The sequence below is a fragment of the Paracoccus sp. ME4 genome, assembly GCF_046736325.1.
Classification (GTDB): Bacteria; Pseudomonadota; Alphaproteobacteria; order Rhodobacterales; family Rhodobacteraceae; genus Paracoccus.
In genome coordinates, this window is the sequence record NZ_CP151276.1 from 2,078,335 (window position 1) to 2,096,249 (window position 17,915).

At 69.1% G+C, this 17,915-nt stretch carries 15 protein-coding genes; 5 read left to right on the forward strand and 10 right to left on the reverse strand.

Translation table 11 applies throughout. The features are described from left to right. Positions 1-80: 80 nt before the first annotated feature. Positions 81-947: an NAD(P)-dependent oxidoreductase gene (locus AACG61_RS10670; protein ID WP_411837114.1), complete on the reverse strand. Its 867-nt coding sequence runs from the start codon at positions 945-947 to the stop codon at positions 81-83. A 138-nt stretch (positions 948-1,085) separates the two neighbouring features. On the opposite strand from AACG61_RS10670, the gene AACG61_RS10675 reads away from it, so the two are divergent. Continuing rightward, a complete protein-coding gene (locus tag AACG61_RS10675; RefSeq protein WP_411837115.1) occupies positions 1,086-3,503 on the forward strand; it encodes a penicillin acylase family protein in 2,418 nt (805 codons plus the stop codon). Positions 3,504-3,562: 59 nt separating this feature from the next. On the opposite strand, the gene lpdA is transcribed toward AACG61_RS10675, so the two are convergent. The 3 genes from lpdA to queA form a co-directional block, all read right to left on the reverse strand. After that, on the reverse strand, positions 3,563-4,954 hold the full coding sequence (lpdA, locus tag AACG61_RS10680; protein WP_411837116.1) for a dihydrolipoyl dehydrogenase: 1,392 nt from the start codon (positions 4,952-4,954) through the stop codon (positions 3,563-3,565). A gap of 66 nt (positions 4,955-5,020) precedes the next feature. Further along, a complete protein-coding gene (locus tag AACG61_RS10685) occupies positions 5,021-6,277 on the reverse strand; it encodes an MFS transporter (RefSeq protein WP_411837117.1) in 1,257 nt (418 codons plus the stop codon). An 85-nt stretch (positions 6,278-6,362) separates the two neighbouring features. Continuing rightward, entirely contained in the window at positions 6,363-7,409 is a 1,047-nt protein-coding gene (gene queA / locus AACG61_RS10690; protein ID WP_411837118.1) for a tRNA preQ1(34) S-adenosylmethionine ribosyltransferase-isomerase QueA, read from the reverse strand. Between the two features lie 115 nt (positions 7,410-7,524). Between queA and AACG61_RS10695 the strand changes: the two genes are divergently transcribed. Next, complete coding sequence (locus AACG61_RS10695; RefSeq protein WP_411837119.1) at positions 7,525-7,818, forward strand: bacterioferritin-associated ferredoxin; 294 nt, start codon at positions 7,525-7,527, stop codon at positions 7,816-7,818. Then, a complete protein-coding gene (bfr, locus tag AACG61_RS10700) occupies positions 7,766-8,266 on the forward strand; it encodes a bacterioferritin (RefSeq protein WP_411837120.1) in 501 nt (166 codons plus the stop codon). Before AACG61_RS10695 ends, bfr begins: the two co-directional genes overlap by 53 nt. Here bfr and AACG61_RS10705 read toward each other — a convergent pair. After that, complete coding sequence (locus AACG61_RS10705) at positions 8,263-8,940, reverse strand: HAD-IA family hydrolase (RefSeq protein WP_411837121.1); 678 nt, start codon at positions 8,938-8,940, stop codon at positions 8,263-8,265. The two genes, bfr and AACG61_RS10705, sit on opposite strands and share 4 nt — an antisense overlap. Positions 8,941-9,057: 117 nt before the next feature. Here AACG61_RS10705 and glmU point away from each other — a divergent pair, with 117 nt between their 5' ends. Together glmU and glmS are read left to right on the forward strand one after the other, a co-directional pair. Further along, complete coding sequence (glmU, locus tag AACG61_RS10710; RefSeq protein WP_411839500.1) at positions 9,058-10,401, forward strand: bifunctional UDP-N-acetylglucosamine diphosphorylase/glucosamine-1-phosphate N-acetyltransferase GlmU; 1,344 nt, start codon at positions 9,058-9,060, stop codon at positions 10,399-10,401. After that, positions 10,401-12,218 carry a glutamine--fructose-6-phosphate transaminase (isomerizing) gene (glmS, locus tag AACG61_RS10715; protein WP_411836782.1) on the forward strand — a complete coding sequence of 606 codons (1,818 nt, stop codon included), beginning with the start codon at positions 10,401-10,403 and terminating at the stop codon, positions 12,216-12,218. The genes glmU and glmS overlap by 1 nt, the downstream gene beginning before the upstream one ends. 111 nt (positions 12,219-12,329) lie before the next feature. On the opposite strand, the gene trmB is transcribed toward glmS, so the two are convergent. The 5 genes from trmB to nuoN all read right to left on the reverse strand — a co-directional run bounded on the left by trmB (position 12,330) and on the right by nuoN (position 17,911). Beyond that, on the reverse strand, positions 12,330-13,043 hold the full coding sequence (gene trmB / locus AACG61_RS10720) for a tRNA (guanosine(46)-N7)-methyltransferase TrmB (protein ID WP_411837122.1): 714 nt from the start codon (positions 13,041-13,043) through the stop codon (positions 12,330-12,332). A gap of 193 nt (positions 13,044-13,236) precedes the next feature. Then, positions 13,237-14,913, reverse strand: a complete 1,677-nt coding sequence (locus AACG61_RS10725; protein WP_411837123.1) for a ribonuclease J — start codon at positions 14,911-14,913, stop codon at positions 13,237-13,239. Beyond that, entirely contained in the window at positions 14,906-15,685 is a 780-nt protein-coding gene (locus AACG61_RS10730; protein WP_411837124.1) for a type III pantothenate kinase, read from the reverse strand. Before AACG61_RS10730 ends, AACG61_RS10725 begins: the two co-directional genes overlap by 8 nt. Positions 15,686-15,690: 5 nt before the next feature. Further along, entirely contained in the window at positions 15,691-16,458 is a 768-nt protein-coding gene (locus tag AACG61_RS10735; RefSeq protein ID WP_411837125.1) for a biotin--[acetyl-CoA-carboxylase] ligase, read from the reverse strand. Beyond that, entirely contained in the window at positions 16,451-17,911 is a 1,461-nt protein-coding gene (nuoN, locus tag AACG61_RS10740) for an NADH-quinone oxidoreductase subunit NuoN (RefSeq protein ID WP_411837126.1), read from the reverse strand. Before nuoN ends, AACG61_RS10735 begins: the two co-directional genes overlap by 8 nt. Positions 17,912-17,915: the final 4 nt, after the last annotated feature.

The window sequence follows — 17,915 nt, forward strand, 5'->3', positions numbered from 1 at the left end:
CGTCCTGTGATGGCGGGGCGCGCGATGCCCCCCGCCCGTTTCGCGGCCCCCCCCCCGGGGGGCGGACCGCCTTGCGTCTTTCAGCGGGGCAGCCGCGCGATCAGCGAGGACGTGTCCCACCGGCCGCCCCCCATCGCCTGAACATCCTTGTAGAACTGGTCCACAAGGGCCGTGACCGGCAGCGCCGCGCCCAGCTCGTCCGCCGCGCGCAGACAGATCGCCAGATCCTTGCGCATCCAGTCGACCGCGAACCCGTGCTCGAAGGCGCCGCGGTCCATCGTCTCATGACGGTTGACCATCTGCCAGCTGCCTGCGGCACCCTGGCTGATGACCTCGACGACATCCGACACGTCCAGCCCCGCCTTGCGTGCGAAGGCCAGCGATTCGGACAATGCCTGAACCAACCCCGCGATGGCGATCTGGTTGCACATCTTGGTCATCTGTCCCGCGCCGGTCTCTCCCATGCGACGGCAGATCTTGGCATAGGCGGCCATGACGGGCTCGGCGCGGTCGTAATCGGCGGTGCCGCCGCCGCACATGATCGACAGCTTGCCGCCCTCGGCACCCGCCTGCCCACCGGACACGGGCGCATCGACAAAGCCCAGGGACGCCTCCTGCGCCACCGCGGCCAGCTCGCGCGTGACCTGGGCCGAGACGGTCGTGTGATCGACCAGCACCGACCCCGCGGCCATGCCCGCGAAGGCGCCGTCCGGCCCGGTCAGCACCTGCCGCAGGTCGTCGTCATTGCCCACGCAGCACAGCACGATCTCGGCCCCACGGGCTGCCTCGCGCGGGGTGGCGGCATGGCGGCCGCCGTGGCGCGCGACCCAGGCCTCGGCCTTGGCCGGGCTGCGGTTGAATACCGTCACCTCATGCCCGGCCGCGGCCAGATGGCCCGCCATCGGAAAGCCCATCACGCCCAGACCCAGAAACGCCACCTTCGCCATTCAACTCTCCTCGGGATGTTCGCGGGGCGCGCGGGGGGTGCGTTGAACTGTCCGCGCGCCTGTCCTATGCAGCACACCACCATCCATGCGCAGCCGGGTCAACCCGTGCCGCGCCCCTGGCCAAGGACCTGCCCGACCATGCTGACCTTGTTTCGCTGGCTCTTGAGGCTGACCATCGGGCTGATCGTGCTGGCGGTGCTGTCGGCGGTGCTGGTCTGGTACTTCGCCGTGCGCTCGCTGCCCGACTATGCCGCCAGCCATGTCGTCAGCGGCATCGGCGCCCCGGTCGAGATCGTCCGCTCGACCGAGAACGTGCCCCACATCTTCGGGCAGTCGGACCGCGACGTGTTCTTCGCCCTGGGCCTCGCGCATGCGCAGGACCGGCTGTTCCAGATGACCATGCTGCGCCGCGCGGCCCAAGGCCGTCTGGCCGAGGTGCAGGGCCCGGCCGCCCTGCCCTCCGACGCGCTGGCCCGCAGGCTGGGCTTGCAACGCGCGGCCCAGGCCTCGCTGGAGGTTCAGGACGCCCCCACGCGCGAGGCGCTGGAGGCCTATGCCGACGGCGTGAACCAGTGGATCGGCATCGTCAACGATGGCGCGATGGGCCGCGGCGCGCCGGAATTCTTCCTGTTCCCCGATGTCATCACCTTCTGGCAGCCCGCCGATTCGCTGGCCATCCTGAAGCTGCTGGCCGCCGCCAGCACCGATTCCGCCACCGACGAGATTCTGCGCGCCCGGCTGGCGCTGGCCTGGCCCCCCGCGGGGATGCAGGTCGCCCGGCATGCGGGGGTGCCCGCGACGCTGCCTGCCTATCCGGACCTCTTTCCCGGCGCGCGCCTCGGGACGCCCGAACGCCGGCTGGACGGTGCGCCGCCGGCCGATGCGGGGCTGTTCCTGGCGCCCGGCCAGGCCATAGGCGGCAATGCCTTCGGCGCCGAGCCGGACCGCACGGCGGCGGGCGCGGCGCTTCTGGCCAACGACCTGCATGTGGGGCTGACGGCGCCGTCGCTGTTCTATCTGGCCCGGCTTGAGCTGGCCAGCGGGGGCGTCATCGGCGCGACCGTGCCGGGAATGCCGCTGGTCATCTCGGGGCGCAACCCGTCGCTGTCCTGGGCCGTGACGCCGCTGGATCTCGACGTGGCCGACATCGCGATCGAGGAGGTCCAGCCCGGCAACCCCGACCGCTATCGCGGCCCGCAGGGCTGGACCGCCTTCCAGACCCGGACCGAGGTGATCCGCGTGCTGGACGCCCCCGCCCGCACCATCACCCTGCGCGAGACGCTGAACGGGCCCGTCGTGCCGGGCCTGGACCCCGGCCTTCAGGACGTGACGCCCATCGGTCATGTCCCGGCGCTGCGCTGGACGGGCCTCTCGCGGCAGGACGGCACCATGTCGGCGCTGATGGGGCTGATGCGCGCGCGCGATCCGGCGCAGGCGGGGCGTGCCCTGCGCGGCGTGGTCGCCCCCGCGCTGGACGTCACGCTGGCCGAAGGCGGGCGCGTCACGCATATGGCCGCGGGGGCCGCGCCGCAGCGCCGGCCCGACCATCCGACCGGTGGCGCCCTGCCCGCGCCGGGCTGGCTGGAGACGACCGCCTGGCAGGGTGCGACCGCCCTGGCCGATGGCGGACAGCCCCCCGAGGACGGGCTGTCCTTCTCGACCGACGAACACGGGGCCGACGGGCTGCGCCGCAGCCGCCTGGCGCGGCTGCTGGGCGACCGCGAGGTCCATTCGCGCGACAGCTTCGTCGCCGCGCAGCTGGACGTGGTCAGCCCGGCCGCGCGCGCGCTGCTGCCGCTGGTGGGGGCCGATCTGTGGTTCACCGGCGATCCGGCCGCCCCCGGCACGCCGGAGCGTCAGCGTCAGGACGCGCTGACCCTCCTGGCCGAATGGGACGGCGCCATGAACGAGCATCTGCCCGAACCGCTGATCTATGCCGCCTGGATGGCCGCGCTGCAGGACCGGCTGATCCGGGACGAGCTGGGCCCGCTGGCCGACGACATCCGCCAGCTGCGCCCGCTGTTCATCGACGCGGTGTTCCGCAACCGCGACGGCGCCGCCGCCTGGTGCGACATCGTGCAAAGCGCCGCGACCGAGGATTGCGCCACCATCGCCCGGCAGGCGCTGGACCGCGCGATCCTGGATCTGAGCGCGCGCTTCGGTCCCGACGTGACCAGCTGGCGGTGGGGCGACGCGCATGAGGCCGAACACCGCCATCCCGGCCTGGGCGGCCTGCCCGCCCTGGGCTGGATCATGAACATCACGCAGTCGATCTCGGGCGGGGACTTCACCGTCGCGCGCAGCGGCCTGATGGGCAGCACGGACGAGCCGTTCCAGGCCGTGACCGGCGCGGGCTTCCGCAGCGTGATCGACCTGGCCGATCCGGACAGCTCGGTCTTCATCATCTCGACCGGGCAGTCGGGCCACCCCCTGTCGCGGCATTACGACGATCTGGCGGGGCTGTGGCGGCGGGGCGAATATGTCGGCATGTCGCTGGACCCCGGCCTCGCGCGCGCGGCGGCGACCGGCGTCACCCGCCTCACTCCAGCGAACTGACCCCCGGACATGCGAACGGGGGGCGCGATGCCCCCCGTCGGTCCGGCCCGTGGCCCCGATCAGAAGTGGATGGCGCGCCCGTAGGCGTCCAGGACCGCCTCGTGCATCATCTCCGACAGGGTCGGATGCGGGAAGACCGTCTCCATCAGGTCCTGCTCGGTCGTCTCCAGCTGGCGGCCGATGACATAGCCCTGGATCAGCTCGGTCACCTCGGCGCCGACCATGTGCGCGCCCAGTAGCTCGCCGGTCTTGGCGTCGAAGATCGTCTTGACCATGCCCTCGGGCTCGCCAAGCGCGATCGCCTTGCCGTTGCCGACGAAGGGGAAGCGGCCGACCTTGATGTCCAGCCCCTGCTCCTTGGCCTTGGCCTCGGTCAGGCCGACCGACGCCACCTGCGGATGGCAGTAGGTGCAGCCCGCGATGCTGCCCGGCTTGATCGGATGGGGGTGCTTGCCCGCGATCAGCTCGGCCACCATGACGCCCTCATGGCTGGCCTTGTGGGCCAGCCAGGGCGCGCCCGCCAGATCGCCGATGGCATAGACGCCCTCGACCCCGGTGCGGCAGTATTCGTCCGTGATGACATGGGTGCGGTCGACCTTGATCCCGGCCTCTTCCAGGCCCAGCCCTTCGGTGTTTCCGACGATGCCCACGGCCGAGATCACCGTGTCGAACTCCTGCGTCTCGATCTTGCCGCCGACCTCGATATGGGCGGTGACGGTCGCGCCCTTGCGGTCCAGCTTCTTGACCGCGGCCTTTTCCATGATCGTCATGCCCTGCTTGACGAACTGCTTCTTGGCGAAGGCGCTGATCTCGGCATCCTCGACGGGCAGGACGCGGTCCATGACCTCGACCACGGTGGTCTTGGCGCCAAGCGTGTTGAAGAAGCTGGCGAATTCGATGCCGATGGCGCCCGATCCGATGACCAGCAGCTTCTTGGGCATGTGCGGCGGGACCAGCGCGTGCTTGTAGTTCCAGACCAGCTTGCCGTCCGGTTCCAGCCCCGGCAACTCGCGCGCCCGCGCGCCGGTGGCCAGGATGATCGACTTGGCCGTGACCTCCTCGGAGCCCTTCTCGGTCTTGACGGTGACGCGACCCTTCCCGGCCAGCTTCGCCTCGCCCATGATCACGGTGACCTTGTTCTTCTTGAACAGGTGGCCAATGCCGCCCGACAGCTGCTTGGCCACCCCGCGCGAGCGTTTCACCACCGCGTCCAGGTCATAGCCGATGCCGTCCGCCTTCAGCCCGAAATCCTTGGCGCGGTGCATCAGGTGATAGACCTCGGCGGAACGCAGCATCGCCTTGGTCGGGATGCAGCCCCAGTTCAGGCAGATGCCGCCCAGATGCTCGCGCTCGATGCAGGCCACCTTGAGGCCCAGCTGCGCCGCGCGGATCGCGGCGACATAGCCGCCCGGTCCCGCACCGATCACCACCACGTCGAAATTCTGGGCCATCCGGTCCCCCGCTGATGAATTATAGTTCAGCGTTAAACCATTTGCCCCAAGGCGGCAAGCGGGCGGTCAGGCCGCGGGCTGGGGCTGCGGGTCGTCGGACTGCGCCTCCTCCAGCACCGCGTCCACGGCCAAGGGCGTCGCGTTCGGGGTGATGACGGCGAAGCTGCCCTGCTCGTCGGGCGTCAGCGCGCGGCGCTGCGTGGTGCGCCAGCCCGCATAGCCGGTCAGCAGCGCCAGCAGCACGCCCATGTAGATCCAGTAGCCGTCCGGCCCGATCACGCCCATCATCCAGCCGGTGATCAGCGGCCCGCCCATGCTGCCGATGCCATAGATGAACAGCAGCCCCGCGGAGGCCGAGGCCATGTCGGACTGGTCCAGATAATCGTTGGTATAGGCCAGGAGCAGCGCATAGACCGGGTTCGCGACCCCGCCCATGATCGCCCCCGCCACGACCAGCCCGAGGGTCCCCGGCTGCGCCGCGACCACGACGAGCCCGCAGAGGCCCCCGATGGCCGACATGCCCAGCACCAGCTTGCGCCGGTCATAGCGGTCCGAGATCCAGCCGATCGGGTATTGCAGCACCAGCCCGCCCGCATAGATCGCGGCCACGAACAGGCTGATCTGCGCCACCGACAGCCCGATCTGCGCGCCCCAGACCGACGACATGCCCGACAGGACCGAGAACACCCCCCCGATCAGGAAGATCCCCACGCAGCCCAAAGGCGAGGCGCGATAGAGCTTGGCGAAGGACATGCGCTGGATCGTCTGGAACTGCGGCGCGGGCTGCGCCGAGAGCAGGATCGGCGTGAAGGCCAGCGACACCAGCACAGAGGGGATGATGAACAGCATGTAGCCCGCCGGATCGCCCACGTTCAGCAGCGCCTGCGCCACCACGATGCCCAGAAGCTGCACGATCATGTACATCGACAGGGCCTGGCCGCGGTTCTCGTTGGTGGAGCCGGCGTTCAGCCAGCTTTCGGCGGTGACATAGACCCCGCAGAAGCAGAACCCGATCAGAAAGCGCAGCACGGTCCAGCTGATCCAGTGCGGCTCGACCGCAAACAGGATCAGCACCGCCGAGATCATCGATCCCAGGGCCGCGAAGACCCGCACATGGCCCACGTTCTTGATGAGGTCCGGCACGGTCAGGCTGCCCAGCAGGAACCCGCCGTAATAGCTGGCCATGACCACGGACATCTGGAAGGTAGGAATACCCTCGATGCCGCCACGGATGCCCAGCAGCGTCCCCTGCATGCCGTTGCCGACCATCAGCAGCAGGATGCCCAGCAGCAGGGGCCATGTGGTGCGCAACACCGAAATCATCGCGGCTCTCGTCTCGTTCAGGGGCGTGGGGACAGAACGCCCGACCTATGCCCGAAGCCCCCCCGATGCCAGCCGGAATCCGACCTCAGGGGATCAGCAGCGACGCGTCGCCGTAGCTGAAGAAACGATAGCCGTCGCGAACCGCATGTCCATAGATCTGCCGGATCTTTTCCGCCCCCATCAGCGCCGAGACCAGCATCAGCAGCGTCGATTTCGGCAGGTGGAAGTTGGTCATCAGCCCGTCGGTCACGCGGAAATGATGGCCCGGATAGATGAAGATGTCGGTCGTGCCGCGGAAGGGCGCGATGCGTCCCGGCTCGGGGGCTGCCGATTCGATCAGGCGCAGTGCGGTGGTGCCCACCGGGATCACCCGGCGGCCCTCGGCCTTGGCGCGGTTTATCGCATCGGCGGCCTCGGCCGAGACCTCGCCCCATTCGGCATGCATGCGGTGGGTGGTCACGTCCTCGACCTTGACCGGCAGGAAGGTGCCCGCGCCGACATGCAGGGTGACATGCACGAACTCGACCCCGCGCGCGGCCAGCGCCTCCAGCAGGGGCGCGTCGAAATGCAGGCTGGCCGTCGGGGCTGCCACGGCCCCCTGACGCGCGGCCCAGACCGTCTGGTAGTCGTCGCGGTCCTGGTCGTCGGGCGCGCGCAGCGCCGCGATGTAGGGCGGCAGGGGCATGGCACCGACCCGGTTCAGCGCCGCGTCGAAGGCCTCTCCGGTGGCGTCGAAGACCAGCCGCAGGCCGGTCTCGGACATCTCGGCGACCTCGGCCGACAGGCTGTCGCCGAAACGGATCACCTCGCCCACGCGCAGCTTGCGCAGCGGTTTGGCCAGCGCCTGCCAGCCCTCGGCGGCGGGCTCCAGGAGCGTGATCTCGACCCGCGCGGTGGCCGGTCCCTGCGGGGTCTGGCGGGTGCGCGTGCCGGTCAGGCGGGCGGGAATGACCTTGGTGTCGTTCAGCACCAGCAAGTCGCCCGGCCGCAGGATCTGGGGCAGGTCGCCCACATGGCGGTCGGCAATGGTGCCGCCTTCGGCCAGCAACAGCCGCGCGGCGCTGCGCGGACGCGCCGGGCGCGTGGCGATCAGCCCGTCGGGCAGGTCGAAATCGAAATCGGACAGCTTCATGGCGACGTTTTGCGGCGCGTCCGGCGCCGCGTCAAGCGTGCTGACGCCCAAGTGAAACAGTCGGGCTTTACATGCCTGACAGTTTTGCTAAGTCTGTGCCCGACAGGAGCCCGCCATGATCGTCTGCCACTGCACCCAGATCTCGGATCACGACATCCGCGCTGCCATCGACTGGATGCGCGCGGCCGATCCCGAGACGATCATCACGCCGGGCAAGATCTATCACGCTTTGGGGAAGCGCGCCGATTGCGGGGGCTGCATGCCGCTGTTTCTGGACACGATGCGCGCCTGCGATAAGCTGGGCGTCGCACCGCCGATCCTGCGGTCCGGATCACACAGCTGGAAGGAGCCATCCCATGAAGGGCGACGCGAAGGTCATCGAGTATCTCAACGCCGCGCTGCGGTCTGAGCTGACGGCGGTCAGCCAGTACTGGCTGCATTACCGCCTGCAGGAGGATTGGGGCTTCGGCAAGATCGCCGCGAAGTCGCGTGAGGAATCCATCGAGGAGATGCATCACGCCGACCGGCTGATCGAGCGGATCATCTTTCTGGAGGGCCATCCGAACCTGCAGCGGCTGGACCCGCTGCGAATCGGCCAGACCCTGAAGGAGACGCTGGAGAGCGACCTCGCGGCCGAACACGATGCCCGCACCCTCTACATCGAGGCGCGCGACTATTGCGACAAGGTCGGCGACTATGTCAGCAAGAACCTGTTCGAGCATCTGATCCAGGACGAGGAAGGCCATATCGACTTCCTGGAGACGCAGCTGGACCTCTATGGCACGATCGGCGAGCAGAATTACGGCATGCTGAACGCCAACCCCGCCGACAAGGCCGAAAAGGACCAGGCGCTCTAGGCGCCCAGCCAGTCGTCCGCCAACGCGGGCAGATCGTCGAAATGCTCCATCAGCCGGTCGGGCGCCAGCCGCCCGATCGCCCTGCCCTCGGGTCCGAAGGCCACCAGCGCCACGCGCACCCCGGCGGCGGCGGCCGTCTTGCGGTCGGTCTCGGTATCGCCCACCAGAAAGGACCGCGCGACCGTGCCCCCCGCGCCCTCGACCGCCGCCTGATAGGGCCGCGGATCGGGCTTGCGCACCGGCAGCGTGTCCGCGCCGATCATCGCGGCAAAGCGGTTGCGGATGCCCAGCTCGCGCAGCAGCGTCTCGGCCAGGGCCTCGGGCTTGTTGGTGCAGACCGCCAGTTGGTGCCCGGCCCCGGCCAGGCGGTCCAGCGCCGCCTCGACCCCGGGATAGAGCCGCGTATGCACCGCGATGGCCGCGCCGTAGTGCTTCAGCAGGCGGTCGAAATCCTCATCCTCCGCGCCCGGCGGCAGCAGCCGGTCCGCGGGCATCCGCGCATAGCCGGCGCGCAGCATCGCCCGCCCGCCATGGAACGCGATCAGCGCGTCGTCCTGCGGGTGCAGCAGGTCGCCCAGGCCCCGCGCGCGGAAGCAGGCATTGGCCGCCGCCACCAGATCGCCCGACGTATCCGCCAGCGTGCCGTCCAGATCGAAGACCACCGTCCCAGCCATGTACCATCCCCCATGGAAATGTTCGGAAAACAAAGGTGACCGCGCGGGGCCTTTCCAGCACGTCCCGCCCCGATTAGAACGCCGCAGAGAAAAAGCAAACAGGCGATGGGGATGGCGATGGCGGAAACGGGCGTGGCGGTCGTGGTGCTGGCGGCGGGACAGGGCAGCCGGATGCAGTCGGACCTGCCCAAGGTCCTGCACCGGCTTGGCGGGGTGCCGCTGGTCGGGCACGCGCTGCGCGCCGCGCGCGCGCTGGAGCCCGAACAGATCGTCGTCGTCACCGGTCATGGTGCCGATGCCGTCAGCCGTGCCGTGGCCCGGCTGGACCCGGAGGCCGCGACCGTCCTGCAGGCCGAGCAGCTGGGCACCGGGCACGCGGTCCGTCAGGCCATACCCAGCCTGGAGGGCTTCGAGGGGCGGGTGATCGTGCTTTATGGCGACACGCCCTTCATCGGGCAGGACACGCTGGAGGCGCTGGTCGCCCATCCCGCCGATCTGGTCGTGCTGGGCTTCGAGGCCGAGGAGCCGGGCCGCTATGGCCGGCTGGTCGTCACCGATCGCGGGCTGGAGCGCATCGTCGAGTTCAAGGATGCCGACGCCGCCACGCGCCAGATCGCGCTGTGCAATTCTGGCGTCATGGCGCTGCAGGCCGACCTGCTGCGCCGCCTGATCGTGGATCTGGGCAACGACAATGCCTCGGGCGAGTATTACCTGACCGACCTGGTGTCCTTGGCCCGCGCCGAGGGGCGCCGCGCCGACGTGGTCCTCTGCGACGAGGCCGAGACCCTCGGCATCAACACCCGCACCGAACTGGCCGCAGCCGAGGCCGCCTTCCAGGCCCGCGCCCGCGCCGCGCTGATGGAGGACGGGGTGACCCTGACCGATCCGGACAGCGTGTTCCTGGCGCTGGACACGGTGATCGGCCGCGATGCGGTGATCGGGCCGAACGTGGTCTTCGGCCCCGGCGTCACGGTGGAATCCGGCGCCGAGATCCTGCCCTTCTGCCATCTGGAGGGCTGCCATGTCAGTGCCGGCGCGACGGTCGGTCCCTTCGCGCGCCTGCGCCCCGGCGCCGAGCTGGGCGGCGACGTGCATGTCGGCAACTTCGTCGAGATCAAGAACGCCGTCCTGGACGAGGGCGTGAAGGTCGGCCACCTGACCTATCTGGGCGACGTCCATGTGGGCGAGCACACGAATATCGGCGCGGGCACCATCACCTGCAACTATGACGGCGTGATGAAGCATCGCACCGTGATCGGCGCGCGCGCCTTCATCGGCAGCGACACGATGCTGGTGGCCCCGGTCACGGTCGGCGACGACGCGATGACCGGATCGGGCAGCACCATCACCGAGAACGTGCCCGCCGGCGCCCTGGCCATCGGCCGGGCCCGTCAGGTCACCAAACCCGGCCTGGCCGTCCGCTTGATGGCGGCGCTGCGCCTGAAGAAGGAGGCACGCTGATGTGCGGCATCATCGGGATTTTGGGTCGTCACGAGGTTTCTCCTCAGCTTGTGGATGCGCTTCGGCGGCTGGAATACCGGGGCTATGACAGCGCGGGGGTGGCGACTGTGGACGGCTCGGGGCGGCTGGAGCGGCGGCGCGCGGTGGGCAAGCTGGTCAATCTCAGCGACCTGCTGGTCCACCAGCCGCTGACCGGGCATGCGGGCATCGGGCATACGCGGTGGGCGACCCATGGCGCGGCGACCGAGGTCAACGCCCATCCGCACCGCTCGGGGCCCGTCGCGGTGGTCCATAACGGCATCATCGAGAACTTCCGCGAGCTGCGCGCCGAGCTGGCAGGCTTGGGCATCACGCCCGAATCGCAGACCGACACCGAGACCGTCGCGCTGTTCACCGCCCACCACCTGGCCCAGGGCCTGACGCCGCTGGAGGCCGCGCGCGCGACCCTGGCCCGGCTGGAGGGGGCCTTCGCGCTGGCCTTCCTGTTTCAGGACCAGCCCGACCTGCTGATCGCCGCCCGCAAGGGCAGCCCACTGGCCATCGGCCATGGCGACGGAGAGATGTTCATCGGCTCGGACGCGGTGGCGCTGGCGCCCTTCACCGACCGCATCACCTATCTGGAGGATGGCGACCACGCCGTGCTGACCCGCGCGGGCGTGCGGATCTGGGACGCGGACGGGCACCAGGCCAGCCGCGCGACCGCGCGCATCGACGTGGGCGCGACCGTGATCGACCGCGCCGGCCACCGCCATTTCATGGCCAAGGAGATCGCCGAGCAGCCCGCCGTCATCGGCGACGTGCTGTCGCGCTATCTCAAGGACGACCGGATCGTGCTGCCCGACGGGCTGGACTTCGCGGACCTGGACCGGATCACGCTGGTCGGCTGCGGCACCGCGCATCTGGCGGGCCATGTCGCGAAATACTGGTTCGAGCAGCTGGCAGGCCTGCCCTGCGACATCGACGTGGCCTCCGAGTTCCGCTATCGCGAGCCGCCCTTGTCGGATCGCAGCCTGTTCGTGGCCGTCAGCCAGTCCGGAGAGACCGCCGACACGCTGGCCGCGCTGCATTACGCGCGGGGCCGCGTGGCGCGGACCGTGGGGCTGGTGAACGTGGGCACCTCGGCCATCGCGCGCGACGCCGACCTGGCCCTGCCGACGCTGGCCGGGATCGAGGTCAGCGTGGCCTCCTCCAAGGCCTTCACCTGTCAGCTGGCGGTGCTGGCGGTGCTGGCGCTGAAGGCGGCGCAGGACCGGGGCCGGATCGACGCGGCGGGGCTGGCCGCGCATCTGCGCGACCTGCGCGCGATCCCGGCGCTGCTGTCGCAGGCGCTGGCGCTGTCGGATGCCTGCCGCGAGCAGGCCGACTGGCTGGCCCAGGCCCGCGACGTGCTGTACCTGGGCCGCGGCGCATTGTACCCCGTCGCGCTGGAGGGGGCGCTGAAGCTCAAGGAGCTGAGCTACATCCACGCCGAGGGCTATGCCTCGGGAGAGCTGAAGCACGGCCCCATCGCGCTGATCGACGGCGACGTGCCGGTGGTGGTTCTGGCACCCCATGACGCGCTGTTCGACAAGACGATCTCGAACATGCAGGAGGTGATGGCGCGCCACGGCCAGGTGCTGCTGATCTCGGACGCGGCGGGCATCGCCGCGGCGGGCGAGGGCATCACCGCCAGCCTCGCGCTGCCCTCCGGCGGAGGCGCCTTCCAGCCCATCCTCTACGCCATCCCCATGCAGTACCTCGCCTACCACACAGCCGTCGCAAAAGGCACAGACGTCGATCAGCCCAGAAACCTAGCCAAGTCGGTGACGGTGGAGTGAGGCATCGGGGCCTCCGCCACGCGGGGCCCCGTTCACGGGCGGCATGAGGCGAGGCCCCGGGTTCGGGGAGACCGGCCCGGCGTGGGCCTCATGCGGTCATACGGATCGCGGTCACAGCCTGCGGAAGGTCACGTAATGCGGCGGACGCCCCTCGCGCAGGGCCTTCTGCTCATAGCGGGTGCTGATCCAGTCGTCCCAGGCCCGGTCCGTATCGTCCACCACCGCAAAGCCCGCGGGCGGGACCTCCTCGCGGGTCTGGCGGATATAGTCGGGGATGTCGCTGGCCACGCGGAAGATGCCGCCCGGCTGCATCACACGCGCCAAGGGCAGCAGATGCTCGGGCGTGACGAAGCGGCGGCGGTGATGGCGCGCCTTGGGCCAGGGGTCGGGATACATCAGGAAGGCGCGTTGGATGCTGGCATCGGGCAGCACGTCCATCAGGTCGCGCGCATCGCCGGGATGCACGCTGACATTGGTGACGCCCGCGGCCCGGATCTTGCCCAGAAGCATTGCGACGCCGTTGATGAAAGGCTCGCAGCCGATGATGTTGATGTCGGGATAGGTGGCGGCCATGTGGACCATGTGCTCACCCCCGCCGAAGCCGACCTCCAGCCAGATCGGGCGGTCATTGCCGAAGATCGCCTGCGGGTTGATGGGCTTGCGGTCGGGATTGTCCTGAAGCGTGATCCCGCGCGGACGCAGCTCGCCCAAATCCTCGGACAGATAGCCCTTCTGGCTCTGGCGCAGCGTCTTGCCATGACGGCGGCCATAGAAGTTGCGGCGGGGCGGGTTCGGGTCGAAACCGGATTCGGATGTATCGCTCATGATCCCGGCCATAGCCTCATGCGCGCCGTGGTGACAAGCCCCCGCGTCGCCTTGCGTCCCGCGATAGCCGGGGGGCTTCGCACCCCCCGGACCCCCTGCGGTCGGGCCGCGCGCGCCTCACGGTCCCGCGCGACACCGGGGGGTCCGGGGGGCTGGCCCCCCGGCCCGTCGCGGGACGCAAGACGGGCGCCGGTCAGTCGGCCATCAGGCGGCTGATGCTGACGGTGACCTCGGGCTTCTTGCCGATCTCCTCCATCGCGACCTGGCGGGTGATCTTGCGGATCGCCTCGTCCATCTTGCCGTCGTCGCGCACGGTGCGGGCATCGGCGCGCTCCAGGAACTCGGACAGCTCGGCCTCGATCTGGCGGACCAGATCGCCGCCCGAGCGGGTCCGCGTCGACAGGCCCATCAGTTCGACCCAGGCATCGGGCAGGACGTTGTCGTCCTCGTCCACGATCACGCTGACCATGGCATGGCCGTTCAGCGCCATGCGGATGCGGTCGCGCACCACCCCGTCCATCGCGCCGATGAGCTGGTTGCCGTCCAGATAGAGCCGACCCGTCTCGACATGATCGCAGACCTTGGGACGATCACCGGTCAGGTCCAGCATCGTGCCGTTGGTCACGATCTCGGCGGTCATGCCCTTGGCGCGGGCCAGCATCACATGCTCGCGCAGGTGCAGGTGCTCGCCATGCATGGGGATCACCACCTTGGGCTTCAGCAGGTCGTGCATCGCCTCGATGTCGGGCCGGTTCGCATGGCCCGAAACGTGATAGAGGCCGTCATCGGCGTCCCAGACCTCGACCCCGGCCTCGCTCAGCGCGTTCATGATGCGGCCGACCGACTTCTCGTTGCCCGGGATGGTCTTGGAGCTGAAGAGGAAGCTGTCCCCCTCCTTCAGCGACAGACCCAGATAGCGGCCGCGCGACAGCTGCGCGCTGGCGGCGCGACGCTCTCCCTGGCTGCCGGTCACCAGCAGCAGGACCTTGTTGCGGGGCAGCTTGGCGGCCTCCTCGGGCCCGATCGTCTCGGGGAAGTCCTTCAGGATACCGCTGTCGAAACCGACGCTGACCATGCGCCGCATCGCGCGGCCCAGCAGGCAGACCTTGCGCCCCGAGGCGCGGGCCGCATCGGCCAGCGTCTTCAGACGCGCGATGTTGCTGGCGAAGGTCGTGGCCACGACCAGGTTCGGCTGCGCCATGACCCATTCCAGGATCGGCGTCGCCAGAACCGCCTCGGACCGGCCGGGATGGGTCGAGAAGATGTTCGTGCTGTCGCAGGCCAGAACCTTGACGCCCTTGCCCTCGGCCGCGATCTGCGACAGGCCGACCGGGTCGAAGGCGTCGCCCACGACCGGGGTCACGTCCATCTTGAAGTCGCCCGTATGCACGACGCGCCCCGCGGGCGAGTCGATGATCAGTGCGCTGCTTTCGGGGATCGAGTGGCTGATCGGCACGAACTGCACGTCGAAGGGGCCGACCTTGGTCACGGCGGGACGCGCCTCGGTGATGTTGACCACCTCGGTGGGCAGGCCGTGCTCCTCCATCTTCAGCCGCACCAGCGTGCCGGTGAAGCGGCGGGCATAGATCGGCACGTCCAGCCGCTTCCACAGATGCGCGATGGCACCGATATGGTCCTCGTGGCCATGGGTGACGAAGATTGCCTCCAGCCGGTGGCGGTTCTTCTCCAGCCAGGTCAGGTCGGGCATGATCAGGTCGATCCCCGGGCTGCCCTCCATGTCGCCGAAGGTGACGCCCAGGTCCACCAGGATCAGCCGCTCCTTGCCGGGCAGGCCGTATCCGTAGACATAGGCGTTCATGCCAATTTCGCCCGCTCCGCCGAGCGGCAGATAGATCAGGCGTTCAGCCATTTCCCATCTCCTTGTTAAAGTCGTGAATGAGCCGAAGCCCGTGCATCGTCAGATCGTCTTCAATTGCGTCGAACAGGTCGAACCCCTGGTCGAACAATGGCGCAAGCCCGCCAGTGGCTATCACTTTCATGGGTCGGTCGCGCTCGGCGCGGATCTTGTCCACGATACCGTCGACCAGCCCCACATATCCCCAGAACACGCCTGACTGGATACATGCAACCGTATTCGTGCCGATTACCGTCGCGGGCATGGTCACATCCACATGCGGCAGCGACGCCGCCCCCATGTGCAGCGCCTCCAGCGACAGGTTCACCCCCGGCGCGATGACGCCCCCGATATAGGCCCCGTCCACATCCACCACGTCGAAGGTCGTGGCCGTGCCGAAATCGACCACGATCAGGTCCGGCCCGTGCCGGTCATAGGCGCCGACCGTGTTCACCAGCCGGTCGGGTCCCACGGTCGTGCCCGGATCGACCCGCGGCGGCACCGGCAGCAGGCAGTCGGGCTTGCCCACCACCAGGGGGCGCGTGTCGAAATAGCGGTTGCACAGCACCCGCAGGTTGAAGACCACCCGCGGGGCCGTGGCGCTGATGATGCAGGCGTCGATCTGCAGTTCGAACTTCTGGACGGCGATCAGCGTGGACAGCCAGACGTAGTATTCGTCCGCCGTGCGGCGATGGTCGGTGCGGATGCGCCAATGCGCCAGGAACCGCGTTCCGTCCCAGATCGAGAAGACCGTGTTCGTATTGCCGGTGTCGATGCAGAGCAGCATGGATGCTATCCCCCGAAGAAGATGTCGGCGGCCGGGATGGCCTGACGGCCCCGCGGCCCGGTCAGGATCAGGGCGCCGGTCTCGTCGATGCCGTCGAAGCGGCCGATGGTCTCGGTGGTGCCGGTGCGGGCGGTGATCGTCTCGCCCAGCCTCGCGGCCCGCGCCAGCCAGGCCGCGCGGATCGGGGCGAAGCCATAGGCCGCCATCTGCCGGATGCCCTCGTCCATGCGGCGCGCCAGCGCGTCCAGCATGTCGTCCTGCCCGACGATCAGGCCCGTCTCACCGGCCAGGCTGACCGGGCGCAGCGCGCCGGTCTCCACCTGGGACGCGTCGGGCGCGGCCATGAGGTTGATGCCGATGCCGATGGCCAGGACCGCCACCTGCCCGCCCGCGCCGCTGCTTTCCAGCAGGATGCCGGACAGCTTGCCGCCGTTCAGCAGCACGTCATTGGGCCATTTCAGCGACAGGTTCAGCGTCGGCCCGCAGAGATCGTGCAGCGCCTGATGAACGGCCAGCGCCGCCACGAAGGACAGGCGCGCCGCATCGGAGGCCGCCCCCTGCGGGCGAAGCACCAGCGTGGCCGCGAAATTGCCCTGCGGATCGGTCCAGGCGCGCCCGCGCCTGCCGCGCCCGGCCTGCTGCTGGCGCGCCATGATCCAGGCTGGCCCCGTCAGCGACGGGGCCAGCCGGAAGGCTTCCAGATTGGTGCTGTCCACCCGGTCCAGGACGTGGCGCGCCACGCCCTGCGGCCATGAGACGGGCGCGTCAGTCACCCGCGACCGTGGCGTCGCCGACCAAGGACTGCGCGGCGACGGCAGCGGCATCGTCCATGCCCAGCAGGGTGATCGAGCCCAGCAGCAGCGCGAAGGCCGGCACCAGCAGCGAGGCATACTGCACCCCGCCCATGCGGCTTGTCACGCCCTCGGTCTCGGCGCCGAAATACATGTAGAACACGATGCGCAGATAGTAGAACGCGCCGATCACCGAGGCGATGACGCCAGCCACGGCCAGCCAGGCCATGCCCCCATCGACCGCAGCCGTCAGCACGCCGTATTTCGCCCAGAAACCGACCAGCGGCGGCACGCCCGCCAGGCTGAACATCAGCAGCAGGACTGCCATGGCCTTCAGCGGCTCGGTGCTGGCGAAGCGGTTCAGGCTCTCCAGGTCGGTGACCGGGCGGCCGTCGCGCTCCAGCGACATAATGAAGGCGAAGGTGCCGACGTTCATCACCGCATAGATCGCCATGTAGATCAGCATGGCCTGCACGCCGTATGCGGTGCCGGCCGCCAGGCCCACCAGGGCGAAGCCCATATGCGCGATGGAGGAATAGGCCATCAGGCGCTTGATGTTGCGCTGACCGATGCCCGCGATCGAGCCGAGGAACATCGACATGACCGCCAGCGCCGCGATGATCTGGCCCCAATCGGCGGGGACGTTGCCGAAGGCGTCGAACATCAGCCGCGCGATCAGCGCCATGGCCGCGACCTTGGGCGCGGTGGCGAGGAAGGCCGTCACCGGAGAGGGCGAGCCTTCGTAGACGTCGGGCGTCCACATGTGGAAGGGCACGGCCGACACCTTGAACGCCAGGCCGACCAGCAGGAACACCAGACCGAACAGCAGGCCCATGGGCAGGCTGCCCGCCTGGACCGCCTGCATCACGCCCGCGAAGCTGGTGGTGCCCGAGAAGCCGTAGACCAGCGAGGTGCCATAGAGCAGCAGGCCCGAGCTGAGCGCGCCCAGCACGAAATACTTCAGGCCGGCCTCCGACGACTTGACGCTCTCGCGGCGCATCGCGGCCACGACGTAGAGCGCCAGCGACTGCAGCTCCAGTCCCATGTAGAGGGTCAGCAGATCGCCCGAAGAGACCATCATCGACATGCCGACCGAGGCCAGCACGATCAGGATCGGGTATTCGAACCGCATCAGGTTGTGACGGTTCATGTATTCCGCGCTCATCGCGAGGACGGCGGCGGCGGAGAGCAGGATCGTCACCTTGGCGAAGCGGCCGAAGGCGTCGTCGGTGAACATGCCGAAGAAGGCGCTCTGCTGCGGGCGGTCCGACAGGCCCGTATAGGCCGCGACCGCCAGCAGCACGGCGACCGTCGTCCACAGGATCGGCACCGCGATGCGGTCCTTGCCCAGATAGGCCCCCGCCATCAGCGCGGCCAGCGCATAGATCGCCAGAAGCAGCTCGGGCAGAATCGTGGAGATATCCAAACCGGTCATCGTG